The sequence below is a fragment of the Pseudomonas sp. RGM2987 genome, assembly GCF_022952855.1.
Lineage (GTDB): Bacteria > Pseudomonadota > Gammaproteobacteria > Pseudomonadales > Pseudomonadaceae > Aquipseudomonas.
In genome coordinates this window covers 18,622-32,303 of record NZ_JALJDX010000208.1, presented here as the reverse complement: position 1 = coordinate 32,303, position 13,682 = coordinate 18,622, and the positions used below count along the sequence as shown (strand labels likewise).

At 63.4% G+C, this 13,682-nt stretch carries 12 protein-coding genes; all 12 read left to right on the top strand.

All coding sequences use genetic code 11. The features are described from left to right. The first annotated feature begins 8 nt into the window (after nt 1-8). The 12 genes from leuD to RGM2987_RS18230 all read left to right on the top strand — a co-directional run bounded on the left by leuD (nt 9) and on the right by RGM2987_RS18230 (nt 13,678). Nucleotides 9-653 carry a 3-isopropylmalate dehydratase small subunit gene (gene leuD / locus RGM2987_RS18285; protein WP_245143931.1) on the top strand — a complete coding sequence of 215 codons (645 nt, stop codon included), beginning with the start codon at nt 9-11 and terminating at the stop codon, nt 651-653. Between the two features lie 154 nt (nt 654-807). Continuing rightward, the gene (locus tag RGM2987_RS18280; RefSeq protein ID WP_245143929.1) at nt 808-1,572 is read left to right on the top strand and encodes a class I SAM-dependent methyltransferase; all 765 of its coding nucleotides are present in this window, start codon (nt 808-810) and stop codon (nt 1,570-1,572) included. Nucleotides 1,573-1,622: 50 nt separating this feature from the next. Further along, nucleotides 1,623-2,705: a 3-isopropylmalate dehydrogenase gene (gene leuB, locus RGM2987_RS18275; RefSeq protein WP_245143927.1), complete on the top strand. Its 1,083-nt coding sequence runs from the start codon at nt 1,623-1,625 to the stop codon at nt 2,703-2,705. A 54-nt stretch (nt 2,706-2,759) separates the two neighbouring features. Beyond that, nucleotides 2,760-3,872, top strand: a complete 1,113-nt coding sequence (asd, locus tag RGM2987_RS18270; RefSeq protein ID WP_245143925.1) for an aspartate-semialdehyde dehydrogenase — start codon at nt 2,760-2,762, stop codon at nt 3,870-3,872. Nucleotides 3,873-4,119: 247 nt separating this feature from the next. Next, the gene (locus RGM2987_RS18265) at nt 4,120-5,130 is read left to right on the top strand and encodes an aspartate-semialdehyde dehydrogenase (RefSeq protein ID WP_245143922.1); all 1,011 of its coding nucleotides are present in this window, start codon (nt 4,120-4,122) and stop codon (nt 5,128-5,130) included. Nucleotides 5,131-5,339: 209 nt separating this feature from the next. Further along, nucleotides 5,340-7,934: a FimV/HubP family polar landmark protein gene (locus RGM2987_RS18260; protein ID WP_245143919.1), complete on the top strand. Its 2,595-nt coding sequence runs from the start codon at nt 5,340-5,342 to the stop codon at nt 7,932-7,934. A 427-nt stretch (nt 7,935-8,361) separates the two neighbouring features. Further along, nucleotides 8,362-9,186 carry a tRNA pseudouridine(38-40) synthase TruA gene (gene truA / locus RGM2987_RS18255; protein WP_245144009.1) on the top strand — a complete coding sequence of 275 codons (825 nt, stop codon included), beginning with the start codon at nt 8,362-8,364 and terminating at the stop codon, nt 9,184-9,186. Nucleotides 9,187-9,249: 63 nt separating this feature from the next. Next, the gene (locus RGM2987_RS18250) at nt 9,250-9,882 is read left to right on the top strand and encodes a phosphoribosylanthranilate isomerase (protein WP_245143917.1); all 633 of its coding nucleotides are present in this window, start codon (nt 9,250-9,252) and stop codon (nt 9,880-9,882) included. Between the two features lie 257 nt (nt 9,883-10,139). After that, nucleotides 10,140-11,060 carry an acetyl-CoA carboxylase, carboxyltransferase subunit beta gene (gene accD, locus RGM2987_RS18245; RefSeq protein WP_245143914.1) on the top strand — a complete coding sequence of 307 codons (921 nt, stop codon included), beginning with the start codon at nt 10,140-10,142 and terminating at the stop codon, nt 11,058-11,060. Next, the gene (folC, locus tag RGM2987_RS18240; RefSeq protein ID WP_245143912.1) at nt 11,057-12,364 is read left to right on the top strand and encodes a bifunctional tetrahydrofolate synthase/dihydrofolate synthase; all 1,308 of its coding nucleotides are present in this window, start codon (nt 11,057-11,059) and stop codon (nt 12,362-12,364) included. Before accD ends, folC begins: the two co-directional genes overlap by 4 nt. Beyond that, entirely contained in the window at nt 12,348-13,028 is a 681-nt protein-coding gene (locus tag RGM2987_RS18235) for an SPOR domain-containing protein (protein WP_245143909.1), read from the top strand. The genes folC and RGM2987_RS18235 overlap by 17 nt, the downstream gene beginning before the upstream one ends. A gap of 89 nt (nt 13,029-13,117) precedes the next feature. After that, complete coding sequence (locus RGM2987_RS18230; protein ID WP_245143907.1) at nt 13,118-13,678, top strand: CvpA family protein; 561 nt, start codon at nt 13,118-13,120, stop codon at nt 13,676-13,678. Nucleotides 13,679-13,682 lie beyond the last annotated feature (4 nt).

The window sequence follows — 13,682 nt, the reverse complement described above, 5'->3', positions numbered from 1 at the left end:
AGCGCAGCATGAAAGCTTTTACCCAGCACACCGGTCTTGTCGCGCCTTTGGATCGTGCCAACGTCGACACCGACCAGATCATTCCCAAGCAGTTCTTGAAATCCATCAAGCGCACCGGCTTCGGCCCGAACCTGTTCGACGAATGGCGTTACCTGGATGTCGGTCAGCCGTACCAGGACAACTCCAGGCGCCCGCTGAACAAGGATTTCGTACTCAACGCCGAGCGCTACCAGGGTGCCAGCGTGTTGCTCGCCCGCGAGAACTTCGGCTGCGGTTCGAGCCGCGAGCACGCGCCATGGGCGCTGGAAGAGTACGGTTTTCGCAGCATCATCGCGCCGAGCTACGCCGACATCTTCTTCAACAACAGCTTCAAGAACGGCTTGCTGCCGATCATCCTCAGCGACGCTGAAGTGGACGAGCTGTTCCAGCAGGTCGAGGCCAACCCGGGCTACCAGTTGCAGATCGACCTCGCGGCGCAGACCGTGACCCGTCCCGACGGCAAGGTGCTGGGGTTCGAGATTGATGCGTTCCGCAAGCATTGCCTGCTCAATGGCCTGGACGACATTGGCCTGACGTTGCAGGACGGCGAGGCAATCGCGGCGTTTGAAGCCAAGCATCGGGCGAGCCAGCCTTGGTTGTTTCGCGACGCTTGATTGACCTGAGATTGGTGTGAGTAGTGCCGGCCTCTTCGCGGGCAAGCCCGCTCCCACAGGGTTTTGTGAGCACCGCTGATCCAATGTGGGAGCGGGCTTGCTCGCGAAGGCGGCAGTACTGACACAACAAGGCCACACCCCAAAAGGAAATCCCATGACCAGCACCGCCCACAGTCAAGTCGTACAAAAGCAATTCGGTGAACAGGCCTCGGCCTACCTGAGCAGTGCCGTGCACGCCCAGGGCGCTGAGTTCGCGCTGCTACAGGCTGAGCTTGCCGGTCATGCCGGCGCCCGCGTGCTGGACCTCGGCTGCGGTGCCGGGCATGTGAGTTTTCACGTCGCGCCCCTGGCCGGGGAGGTCGTGGCTTACGACCTGTCCCAGCAGATGCTCGACGTCGTGGCTGCGGCGGCAACGGAGCGTGGCCTGGGCAACATCACCACGGTGTGCGGTGCCGCCGAGCGCCTGCCGTTCGCCGATGGCGAGTTCGATTTCGTGTTCAGCCGCTATTCGGCGCATCATTGGAGCGACTTGAACCTGGCGTTGCGCGAAGTGCGCCGCGTGCTCAAGCCGGGTGGGGTGATGGCGTTCATTGATATCCTGTCCCCGGGCACGCCGTTGCTGGACACCTACCTGCAAAGCATCGAGGTGCTGCGCGACACCAGTCACGTGCGCGATTATTCGGCCGCCGAGTGGTTGCGCCACGTCAGCGAGGCAGGGCTGTACACCCGCAGCATCACGCGCCAGCGCCTGCGGCTGGAATACCAGTCCTGGGTCGAGCGCATGCGCACCCCCGAGGTGATGCGGGGGGCGATTCTCGAGCTGCAACGCTCGATGGGCGATGAAGTGCGCGAATATTTTGAGATTGAGGCCGATGGTTCGTTCAGTACAGATGTACTGGTGCTGTGGGCCGAGCGATAGCATTTTTCCGGGTGCGTCCAGGACGCACCGATAGAACAAACGAGGAAAGCATGAGCAAGCAGATTCTGATTCTCCCAGGCGACGGTATTGGCCCGGAAATCATGGCCGAAGCGGTCAAGGTCCTGGAGCTGGCCAATGACAAATATGGCCTGGGCTTCGAACTCAGCCATGACGTGATCGGCGGCGCCGCCATCGACAAACACGGCGTGCCCCTGGCCGACGAAACCCTGGACCGCGCCCGCGCCGCCGATGCGGTGCTGCTGGGAGCCGTGGGCGGCCCGAAATGGGACAAGATCGAGCGGGACATCCGCCCTGAGCGCGGCCTGCTGAAGATTCGCGCGCAACTGGGCCTGTTCGGCAACCTGCGGCCGGCGATCCTTTATCCGCAACTGGCCGACGCTTCGAGCCTGAAACCGGAAATCGTCTCCGGCCTGGACATCCTGATCGTCCGTGAGCTGACCGGCGGTATCTACTTCGGCGCTCCGCGTGGCACTCGCGAGCTGGAAAACGGCGAGCGCCAGGCCTACGACACCCTGCCGTACAGCGAAAGCGAAATCCGCCGGATCGCCCGGGTCGGTTTCGACATGGCGCGGGTGCGTGGCAAGAAGCTGTGCTCGGTGGACAAGGCCAACGTGCTTGCTTCCAGCCAACTGTGGCGTGAAGTGGTCGAGCAGGTGGCCAAGGATTACCCGGACGTCGAACTCAGCCACATGTACGTCGACAACGCTGCCATGCAACTGGTGCGTGCGCCGAAGCAGTTCGATGTGATCGTCACCGATAACCTGTTTGGCGACATCCTGTCAGACCAGGCGTCGATGCTCACCGGCTCCATCGGCATGCTGCCGTCGGCCTCCCTGGACACCCACAACAAGGGTATGTACGAGCCGTGCCACGGTTCGGCGCCGGACATCGCGGGGCAGGGTATTGCCAACCCGCTGGCGACCATCTTGTCGGTGTCGATGATGCTGCGCTACAGCTTCAACCTCACGGACGCCGCCGATGCCATCGAGCAGGCGGTCAGCGTGGTGTTGGACCAGGGCTTGCGCACGGGCGACATCTGGTCGGCCGGTTGTACCAAAGTCGGTACCCAGCAAATGGGCGACGCAGTAGTCGCCGCGCTGCGGAATCTGTAATCTCTCGGGCCCACCGCTTCGACGGTGGCCCACTTTTGTATAGGTGTAGTTGCGATGAAACGTGTAGGTCTGATCGGTTGGCGCGGCATGGTCGGTTCCGTGCTCATGCAGCGAATGCTGGAAGAGCAGGATTTCGATCTCATTGAACCGGTGTTCTTCACCACTTCCAATGTCGGTGGCCAAGGCCCGTCCGTGGGCAAGGACACCGGTGCGCTCAAGGATGCCTACAGCATCGACGAGCTCAAGACCCTTGACGTGATCCTGACCTGCCAGGGTGGCGACTACACCAGCGAAGTCTTCCCCAAGCTGCGTGAAGCCGGCTGGCAGGGCTACTGGATCGACGCCGCTTCCAGCCTGCGGATGCAGGACGACGCGGTGATCATCCTCGATCCGGTGAACCGTAAGGTCATCGACCAGCAGCTGGATGCGGGCACCAAGAACTACATCGGTGGCAACTGCACCGTCAGCCTGATGCTGATGGGCTTGGGCGGGCTGTTCGAAGCCGGCCTGGTGGAGTGGATGAGTGCCATGACCTACCAGGCGGCATCGGGCGCCGGCGCGCAGAACATGCGTGAGCTGATCAAGCAGATGGGCGCGACCCACGCTGCCGTCGCCGATGACCTGGCCAACCCGGCCAGCGCCATCCTGGACATCGACCGCAAGGTTGCCGAAGCGATGCGCAGCGATGCGTACCCGACCGAGAACTTCGGTGTGCCGCTGGCCGGCAGCCTGATCCCATGGATCGACAAAGAGCTGCCGAACGGCCAGAGCCGTGAAGAGTGGAAGGCCCAGGCCGAAACCAACAAGATCCTGGGTCGCTTCAAGAGCCCGATCCCGGTGGACGGCATCTGCGTGCGCATCGGCGCCATGCGCTGCCATAGCCAGGCGCTGACCATCAAGCTGAACAAGGACGTGCCGATCGCCGACATCGAGGGGCTGATCAGCCAGCACAACCCTTGGGTCAAGCTGGTGCCGAACAACCGCGACATCAGCATGCAGGAGCTGAGCCCGACCAAGGTCACCGGCACCCTGAACGTGCCGGTGGGCCGCCTGCGCAAACTGAACATGGGCTCGCAGTTCGTCGGCGCCTTCACCGTCGGCGACCAGTTGCTGTGGGGCGCGGCCGAACCGCTGCGCCGCATGCTGCGGATCCTGCTCGAGCGTTGATTCGATGCGGCTGTGAAAGAACCCGTGCCTTGTGAGAGGTGCGGGTTTTTTTATCTCGGTTGGGTGAGGTTCTCTGTGGCGAGGGAGCTTGCTCCCGCTGGGCTGCGAAGCAGGCCCAAAACTCTAGCGGTTGCTGCGCAACCGAGCGGGAGCAAGCTCCCTCGCCACAGGTTCTCTTGTGTTCAATTGCTTGCCCGCCCACCGCCCGGTAAAGTGCCGCTCCCCCCGTTTTACCCGAGGTAGACCCATGAGCCAGTCCATTGATATTGCCGTGATCGGCGCCACCGGTACTGTCGGCGAAGCCCTTGTCCAGATTCTCGAAGAGCGGGACTTCCCGATCGGCAACCTGCACCTGCTGGCCAGCAGCGAATCGGCAGGCAGCTCGGTGATGTTTCGCAAGAAAAACGTGCGGGTGCGAGAGGTCGACGACTTCGACTTCAGCAAAGTCCAACTGGCGTTCTTCGCCGCTGGCCCGGCGGTGTCCCTGAGTTTCGCCCCGCGCGCCAGCGCCGCCGGTTGTGCGCTGATCGATTTGTCGGGCGCCTTGCCGCCGGAGCAGGCGCCGCAGATCGTGCCGGAAGCCAACGCCCAGGTGTTGGCCGGTCTGGCAAAACCCTTCCAGGTCAGCAGTCCCAGCGCTTCGGCCACGGCGCTGGCGGTGGCACTCGCACCACTGCGCGATTGCCTGGACTTGCAGCGCATCAGCGTGACCGCCAGCCTCGCGGTGTCCGCCCAGGGCCGCGTCGCTGTGAGCGAACTGGCACGCCAGACCGCCGAGCTGCTCAACGTCCGGCCATTGGAACCGAAGTTTTTCGATCGGCAGATGGCATTCAACCTGTTGGCCCAGGTGGGTCCGGCGGATGAGCAGGGCCACACGCAGTTGGAAAAGCGCCTGGTGCGTGAGTTGCGCCAGGTGTTGAATCAACCTTTGTTAAAAATTTCAGTGACTTGCATTCAAGCTCCAGTGTTTTTCGGCGATAGCTTTAGCGTGACTGTACAGTCTGCCAAGGCCGTTGACCTGGCCCAGGTGAATGCCGCCCTGGAAGCCGCGCCCGGTATTGAGCTGGTAGAGGCGGGTGATTACCCGACGCCAGTGGGCGATGCGGTGGGCCAGGATGTGGTTTACGTGGGACGTGTGCGCGGCGGCATCGACGATCCGGCGGAACTTAATATGTGGCTGACGTCAGATAACGTGCGCAAGGGCGCGGCACTCAATGCGGTGCAGGTGGCGGAGTTGTTGATAAAAGAGTTGCTGTAAAAGATACTTGGCGGCAATTTGTCGAATGATTCTAGCTGGGCGCTATGCTTGGTCAGGATGCTGAAGGCGAACCTCCCTCTGGAGGCTTTCCCGGGGCATGAGTGAAACGATCGCGCGCACCGTCGCTTCGGGGCTGCGCGCAATGCCTTACGGCAGCGGCATCAACACGTTCTCGCTGGCCGAGGAATGTTCAAACAAAGGAAGAGGCTATGGTTCAAGTTCGCAAACTGGTATTAGCAATAGCGGCCGCCTCGGCGCTGTCTTCCGGTATGGCGCAGGCGCTCGGGCTTGGGGAGTTGACCCTGAAGTCGACGCCGAACCAACCCCTGATTGCTGAGATCGAACTGCTCGACGTCCAGCAATTGACTGCTGCCGAAGTCGTGCCGAGCCTGGCCTCGCCCGATGACTTCGCCAAGGCCGGGGTCGACCGCCAGGCCTTCCTCAATGACCTGGCCTTCACCCCGGTCATCAACGCCAACGGCAAGAGCGTGCTGCGGGTAACGTCCAGCCGGCCGCTGTCCGAACCGATGGTCAAGTTCCTGGTGCAGGTGATGTGGCCCAACGGTCGCCTGTTGCGTGACTACAGTGTTTTGCTCGATCCGTCCAAATTCTCGCCGCAGGCCGCTGACGCCGCCCGGGCCAAGCCGTCTCAGGTTGTCTCCACGCCGGTCACTGGCGCTACCAAGCCGTCCCAGTACACCACTACGCCGCGCGACACCTTGTGGGAAATCGCCGCCAAGGTGCGCAACGGCGGATCGGTCCAGCAAACCATGCTGGCGATCCAGGCGCTGAACCCGAACGCTTTCATCAACGGCAATATCAATCTGCTCAAGACCGGCCAGGTGCTGCGTCTGCCGGACCCGGTACAAAGCACGGCCTTGCCGCAACCCCAGGCCATCGCTGAAGTCGCCGCGCAGAACGCCGCCTGGCGTTCCGGACGCCGCAGCGTGGCGGGTGCCGGCAAGCAGCAGTTGGACGCGACCAAGCGGGGTCGCGGCGAAGGCGCACCGGCGCAAGCCGCCGGTCGCGACAACCTGAGCCTGGTCTCGGCCGAATCGGCGAAGGCGGGCGCCAAGGGCAAGGGCGCTGCCGGTGATGCCCAGGCACTGAACAACAAGCTTGCAGTGACCCAGGAAAGCCTCGATGCGGCTCGCCGGGATAACGAAGAACTGAAAAGTCGCATGGCTGATCTGCAGAGCCAGCTGGACAAGTTGCAGCGCCTGATCGAGCTGAAGAACAATCAGCTGGCCAAGATGCAGGCCGACGGCGCGGCGGTTCCGCCGGCTGGTGAAGCACCTCCAGTGATGTCGGCGGAGTTGGCCCAGGCGCCAGCGGCACGGGCTCCGGCCGTGGCGCCTACACCTGCGCCCGCGCCTGAAGCAGCGGCTGAAGCGACGCCACCTGTCGCGCCGGTCGAGCCAGCGCCTCCTGCTTCCAATGAGCAGAAATACAACGACCTGCTGACCAATCCGATCTTGCTGGGGTTGATTGGCGGTGGGGCTCTGCTCCTTCTGTTGCTGCTGTTGTTGCTTGCCCGCCGGCGCAAGGCCCAGCAGGAAGCCGAGAAACACTTGCGCATGGCGCGCGCCCTCGAGGAGGAGGCCGACTTCTCCCCGGAGCTCGATCTGCCCCCGAACAGTTTCGAGGGCATTGAGGTCCCACCGCCGAGCGTGAAGCTCGAGCCCGCTCCTGCGCCGGTAGCCAGGCCGGCCCCGGTGGTCGCGCCAGTGATCGTTACACCGCCTATTGCCGCGCCACTGGTGGCGCCGGCAGCCGAGCGCTCCGACGACGTGCTGCCCCAGGCCCAGGCCCACATCGATCGTGGTCGCTTGAACCAGGCCGCTGACATGCTGGAGCAGGGCATCAAGGCCGAGCCTGGGCGCAGCGACCTGCGCCTCAAACTCATGGAAGTCTATGGGCAGCAGGGTGACCGCGATGCATTCGTTGCCCAGGAGCGCCAACTGGTGGCCAATGGCGATAACTACGCTCAGGTCGAACAGCTCAAGAGCCGTTTCCCGGCCATGGCGGTCGCCGCCACTGCCGGTCTCGCCGCGGCAGCTGTAGCAGCCGAGCTGGATGCTCAGTACGTCAAGGAGCTGCTGGAAGACAAGGCGCCAACCAACGAGGAGTTGGACAGCGCCTTCGACCTGAGCCTGGAAGACCTGGACGCGACGCCGGTTGCGCCGGCCTCCGAGCCTGTCGCCGAGCTGGATGCGTTCCCGGAAGATGACGACCTGAGTTTCGAGTCGGTGCTCCAGCAGCAGACCCAGGCCAACGAAAGCCTGGACGACTTGTCGGAATTCGACCTGGACCTGGGTGCCGATGCGCCGGCACCCGTGGCGGCTCTGGATGATGAAGACTTCCTGCTGGATCTGGGCGACGACCTGAAGGGCTTCGACTTGCCTGCGGCCGACGTGCCAGCGGTGTCTGACACGCCGGCGGACGATCTTGAGCTGCCAGCGGACTTCGACCTCTCCCTGGCCGACGAAATGGACGCGCCTGCCGCGCCCAAGGATGCCTTCGAGTCGGAGCTGGACGACGTCAACGCCGAGCTGGATCGGCTGTCCGACAGCCTGGGTCAGCCGACCTTTACTGCTGAAGACGCAATGGTCGGCGCCGAGGATGAGCCGGACTTCGACTTCCTCAGCGGTACTGACGAGGTGGCGACCAAGCTCGACCTGGCCCAGGCCTACATCGACATGGGCGACAACGACGGCGCCCGGGATATCCTCGGCGAAGTCCTCAGCGAAGGCGATGCCACCCAGCAGAGCGAAGCCAAAGAGATGCTGTCGCGCCTGGCGTGAAGTTCTCGAGTTAGCAGAAACGGCAGCCGGTGAGGCTGCCGTTTTTTTTTAGGCGAAAGGTGGTTGGCGCCTGGGCGGGCCTCATCGCGAGCAGGCTCGCTCCCACATGGGATTTTCGGTGTTGCAGGTTCTGTGTTTACCCCGGCCCCTGTGAGAGCGGGCTTGCTCGCGAAAGCGTCGTGTCAGGCGACATCAATATTGACTGTGCTGCCGTCTTCGCGAGCAAGCCCGCTCCCACATGGGGAACGCCAATCCCGCATCCGCCGCTGCCCCTGTGGGAGCGAGCCTGCTCGCGATGACGCCAGCCTGTTCACCACTGTATCGACAGTTGCACTGGCATCCCAAACCTGCGGCCTTATAATGCCCGCCTTTGCGTACCTCAGCAGGCTGTAATTCCTTGGCAAACATAGACAACCCGGCCGCCGAAATGGCGGCCGAAGGCTTTTCCCGGATCGCCTTGGGCATTGAATACAAAGGCTCGCGCTATCGCGGCTGGCAGCGCCAGGCTTCCGGCGTATTGACCGTGCAGGAAACCCTGGAAAACGCACTGTCCAAAGTCGCCGACTCACCCGTGTCGTTGCATTGCGCCGGCCGGACCGATGCCGGCGTGCACGCCTGCGGCCAGGTGGTTCACTTCGACACCCAGGCCGAGCGCTCGATGAAAGCCTGGGTCATGGGCGCCAATATCAACCTGCCCCATGATGTCAGTGTCAGTTGGGCCAAGGTGATGCCGGCGCATTTCCATGCGCGCTTCAAGGCCATCGCCCGGCGTTATCGCTACGTGATCTACAACGATCAGATCCGCCCGGCGCACCTGAACGAAGAAATCACCTGGAACCACCGCCCGCTAGACGTCGAGCGCATGGCCGAGGCCGCGCAGTACCTGGTCGGCGTGCATGATTTCAGTGCCTTTCGTGCCGGGCAGTGCCAGGCCAAATCGCCGATCAAGGAGCTGCATCACCTGCGCGTGACCCGTCACGGCAAGATGATCGTGCTGGACATCCGCGCCAGTGCCTTCCTGCACCACATGGTGCGCAATATCGCGGGTGTGTTGATGACCATTGGCGCCGGTGAGCGACCGGTGGAGTGGATCAAGGACGTGCTCGACAGTCGGGTCCGGCGCTCCGGCGGCGTGACCGCGCATCCATTCGGCCTGTACCTGGTGCAGGTCGAATACCGCGATGAATTCGAGTTGCCGCAGCGTTACATCGGGCCACATTTCCTCACGGGCTTCTCCGAACTCGACGGCTGACGCCCTGCGCAGCATTTGCTACCATCCGGGACTTTCACGGATTTGCCTTGGAGTTTTCACGACATGTCGGCCGTTCGCAGCAAGATTTGCGGGATCACCCGCGTCGAGGACGCGTTGGCGGCGGTCGAGGCCGGGGCCGACGCCATCGGGCTGGTGTTCTACGCCAAGAGCCCAAGGGCGGTGACGGTGCAGCAGGCGAGGGCGATCATCCAGGCCTTGCCGCCGTTCGTGACCCCGGTAGGCCTGTTCGTCGACGCCAGTCGTTGCGAACTGGGCGAGATACTCGATGCGGTGCCGCTGGCCCTGTTGCAGTTTCATGGCGACGAGACGCCCGCCGATTGTGAAGGCTGGCATCGTCCGTACATCAAGGCATTGCGGGTCAAGGCCGGGGATGACATCGCCGCCCGTTGTGACGCCTTTGTCGGCGCCAGCGGCATTTTGCTCGATACCTACGTAGAAGGCGTTCCCGGCGGTACCGGCGAAGCGTTCGACTGGTCGTTGGTGCCCCAGGGCCTGAGCAAACCGATCATCCTGGCCGGTGGCCTGACGGCGGACAACGTCGCCGGGGCTATTCGTCAGGTTCGCCCTTACGCGGTGGACGTGAGCGGTGGGGTGGAGCAGGGCAAGGGCATCAAGGATCCAGCAAAGATTCGCGCGTTCATGGCGGCTGTGCGCAGCTGCCAGTCGTCAATGTGACGGCTGGCAGACTGCCGCCGTCCATACCTGCACTGTACAAAGCAGGCAGGCACCGTCTTCGGGCGGGCCAATAGCGTTGGGGCAACCGCAGTGCAGCGGTTGTCGGGATGGCTGAGGTCGATTGGCTGCACGCAGGTCATGTTTCGCGCTGACCGTGGCGGCCTCTGGAACCTCGCCGCACAAATGAATTTAGCTCAAGGGCATACGCGGGGCCGCGAACCAGAGCGTTCGGGCCGCCGGTACTGGAGAAAGAAAGCATGAGCAACTGGTTGGTAGACAAACTGATCCCTTCGATCATGCGTTCCGAGGTGAAGAAAAGCTCGGTGCCTGAAGGTCTGTGGCACAAATGTCCATCCTGCGAAGCGGTGCTGTACCGCCCGGAGCTGGAAAAGACCCTGGACGTTTGCCCCAAGTGCAACCACCACATGCGCATCGGCGCGCGTGCCCGTATCGATATCTTCCTGGACGCTGAAGGCCGCGTGGAGCTGGGTGCCGACCTGGAGCCGGTGGATCGTCTGAAATTCCGCGACGGCAAGAAATACAAGGATCGCCTGACCGCTGCCCAGAAGCAGACCGGTGAAAAGGACGCCCTGGTGTCCATGAGCGGCACCCTGCTGGGCATGCCGGTGGTGGTCTCGGCGTTCGAATTCTCGTTCATGGGCGGTTCCATGGGGGCTATCGTCGGCGAGCGCTTCGTTCGTGCCGCCAACCATGCCCTGGAAAACCGTTGCCCGATGATCTGCTTCGCTGCTTCCGGCGGCGCGCGGATGCAGGAAGCACTGATCTCCCTGATGCAAATGGCCAAGACCTCTGCGGTGCTGGCGCGTCTGCGTGAAGAAGGTATTCCGTTCATTTCGGTACTGACCGACCCGGTCTACGGTGGTGTTTCCGCCAGCCTGGCGATGCTGGGCGACGTGATCGTCGGCGAGCCGAAAGCCCTGATCGGCTTCGCCGGTCCGCGAGTGATCGAGCAGACCGTGCGCGAGAAACTGCCGGAAGGCTTCCAGCGCAGCGAGTTCCTGCTGGAGCACGGCGCGATTGACCTGATCATCGACCGTCGTGAGCTGCGTCCGCGCCTGGGTAACCTGCTGGCGCAACTGATGGGCCTGCCGACGCCGACCTTCGTCGCGGCGCCGATCGAGCCGATCGTGGTTCCACCGGTCCCTGCCGGGCTATGACCCAACGCACCCTGGGCGACTGGCTCGCCTACCTTGAGCAGTTGCATCCTTCGGCCATCGACATGGGGCTGGAGCGCTCACAAGCGGTAGCGTCCCGCATGGGACTGGCCAAGCCGGCGCCCCGGGTCATCACCGTCACCGGCACCAACGGCAAGGGTTCGACCTGCGCCTTCGTGGCCTCGCTGCTGCGGGCCCAGGGGCTGACTGTCGGCGTCTACAGTTCGCCGCACCTGCTGCGCTACAACGAGCGGGTGCAGGTCAATGGCGTCGAAGCCTCTGACGCCGCGCTGTGCGAAGCTTTTGCCGCGGTAGAAGCCGGGCGTGGCGATATATCCCTGACTTACTTCGAGATGGGCACCCTGGCGGCGTTCTGGCTGTTTGCCCGGGCCGGTCTTGATGCTGTCGTGCTGGAAGTCGGCCTGGGCGGGCGGCTGGACACGGTCAACCTGGTGGATGCGGACATCGCGCTGGTCACCAGTATCGGCGTGGACCATGCCGACTACCTGGGCGACACCCGCGAATCCGTGGCCTTCGAGAAGGCCGGTATCTTTCGCCAGGGCGCGCCCGCACTCTGTGGCGACCTCAATCCACCCCAGCCATTGCTGGACAAGGTTCGCGAACTGAGCTGCCCGTTCTTTCTGCGCGGTCGGGATTTCGACCTGGCAATGACCGAGCAGCATTGGCAATGGCGTGGCAGCGATGCCCAGGGTAATCCAGTGGAGTTGCGCGACCTGCCGCTGCTGGACCTGCCGATGGAAAACGCTGCGCTGGCGCTTCAGGCCTATCTGCTGCTGGGGCTGCCGTGGGATGCCAGGCAGATCATCGAGGCTCTGCAGGCGACGCGCATTGTCGGTCGCCTCGACCGCCGGCAGTTCGACTGGCAAGGCAAGCGTGTGAACCTGCTGCTGGATGTCGGCCACAATCCCCATGCGGCTCAGTACCTGGCCGAGCGCTTGGCGCGGCGGCCGGTGACAGGTCGACGTCTGGCGGTGTTCGGCTTGCTGTCGGACAAGGATCTGGATGGCGTTGTCGCCGCGTTGGATGCTAGTGTCCAACAGTGGGCGGTCACACCGCTGGATTCGCCGCGCTCACGTACGGCGACGCAGTTGCAGGAGGCCTTGCAGCGCCACGGTGCCGTCGTACAAGCCTATGGCAGCGTGGCGGCCGCGCTGGAAGGGCAGGCCGCCCAGGCGACGGCCGAGGACGAAATTCTGCTGTTCGGATCATTTTTTTGTGTTGCCGAGGCCCTTCAATGGCTGGCCCGGCACACCACGGAGGAAGCGGCAGATGGCATTGCTGGATAAGGCGTACAAGCAGCGCATGGTCGGGGCCCTGGTATTGGTGGCCCTGGCGGTGATTTTCTTGCCGATGCTGTTTTCCCGTCAGGATGAGCAGCGCCAGGTCACCGTCGATGCGCCAGCAGCGCCCCAGGCGCCGGCGGTTGCGCCGGTGCAGGTCCAGCCGGTAGCGGTGCCTGAACCGCAGGAGTTGCCTCAAGAGCCTGTGCCGAGTGACGAAGAGCTGGCCGGGCAGCCTGCTGCGCCGTCGACGCCGATTGCGCCTGCACCCTCTGCGCCCGTGGCCAATGCTCCGGCTGCGCCGACCAAACCGGCTGTCGCGCCGACGCCTGTTCCGGCCGCTCCGGCGGTCAAGCCGGCCCCGACCCAGCCGATCACCGCTGCGCCCAGCAAGCCGGACACGACCCAGAGTCGGGTGGATGCCAATGGTCTGTCGGTCAGTTGGTCGGTGCAACTGGCGAGCCTGACCAGTCGTGAAAGTGCCGAAAACCTGCAGAAAACCTTGCGCAGCCAAGGCTACAACGCCTATATCCGCTCCGCAGACGGCAAGAACCGGGTCTTCGTCGGCCCGTTGATCGAGCGCGCCGAAGCCGACCGCCTGCGTGATCTGCTGGGTCGCCAGCAGAACCTCAAGGGTTTTGTGGTGCGCTTCCAGCCCGAGCGCGGTTAACGGCGATTTATCTGATTTCAAACACGCAGCTTACCGACAGCCCTGCGCTCTGCTAAAATGCGCCGCCTCATCCGTCCGTAGGCTGCACCGTGCCATTTACCTGGGTTGACTGGGCGATCGTTGCGATCGTCGCCATCTCCGCATTGATCAGTCTGAGCCGCGGCTTCGTCAAGGAAGCCCTCTCGCTGCTGACCTGGATCATCGCGGGAGTCGTAGCCTGGATGTTTGGTGGCTCGCTGTCCCAGTACCTCGCCGGATACATCGAAACCCCGTCGGCTCGCGTGATCGCGGGCTGTGCCATCCTTTTCGTCGCCACCTTGCTGGTTGGCGCCATGATCAATTATCTGATCGGCGAACTGATTCGCGTCACCGGGCTTTCCGGGACGGACCGGTTCCTGGGCATGGCCTTTGGCGCCGCGCGTGGCGCGTTGCTGGTGGTCGTGGCTGTCGGGCTGTTGAGCCTGGGGCCGGTGCAGCAGGATACGTGGTGGCAGGAGTCCCGGCTCGTGCCAAAATTTCTATTGGTCGCAGACTGGTCCAAGAACCTGATCCTGGGTTGGAGCAGTCAGTGGCTTGCCAGCGGTATCAGCGTACCCGCTGAAATACCGTTCAAGGAACAGCTCTTGCCGATGGCCAAAACGCCGCAGTAAGGGT

What these genes read in the sequence shown, in the direction of transcription:
- leuD (WP_245143931.1), top strand. Translation starts at nt 9, where the DNA reads ATGAAAGCTTTTACCCAGCACACCGGTCTTGTCGCGCCTTTGGATCGT.
- RGM2987_RS18280 (WP_245143929.1), top strand. Translation starts at nt 808, where the DNA reads ATGACCAGCACCGCCCACAGTCAAGTCGTACAAAAGCAATTCGGTGAA.
- leuB (WP_245143927.1), top strand. Translation starts at nt 1,623, where the DNA reads ATGAGCAAGCAGATTCTGATTCTCCCAGGCGACGGTATTGGCCCGGAA.
- asd (WP_245143925.1), top strand. Translation starts at nt 2,760, where the DNA reads ATGAAACGTGTAGGTCTGATCGGTTGGCGCGGCATGGTCGGTTCCGTG.
- RGM2987_RS18265 (WP_245143922.1), top strand. Translation starts at nt 4,120, where the DNA reads ATGAGCCAGTCCATTGATATTGCCGTGATCGGCGCCACCGGTACTGTC.
- RGM2987_RS18260 (WP_245143919.1), top strand. Translation starts at nt 5,340, where the DNA reads ATGGTTCAAGTTCGCAAACTGGTATTAGCAATAGCGGCCGCCTCGGCG.
- truA (WP_245144009.1), top strand. Translation starts at nt 8,362, where the DNA reads ATGGCGGCCGAAGGCTTTTCCCGGATCGCCTTGGGCATTGAATACAAA.
- RGM2987_RS18250 (WP_245143917.1), top strand. Translation starts at nt 9,250, where the DNA reads ATGTCGGCCGTTCGCAGCAAGATTTGCGGGATCACCCGCGTCGAGGAC.
- accD (WP_245143914.1), top strand. Translation starts at nt 10,140, where the DNA reads ATGAGCAACTGGTTGGTAGACAAACTGATCCCTTCGATCATGCGTTCC.
- folC (WP_245143912.1), top strand. Translation starts at nt 11,057, where the DNA reads ATGACCCAACGCACCCTGGGCGACTGGCTCGCCTACCTTGAGCAGTTG.
- RGM2987_RS18235 (WP_245143909.1), top strand. Translation starts at nt 12,348, where the DNA reads ATGGCATTGCTGGATAAGGCGTACAAGCAGCGCATGGTCGGGGCCCTG.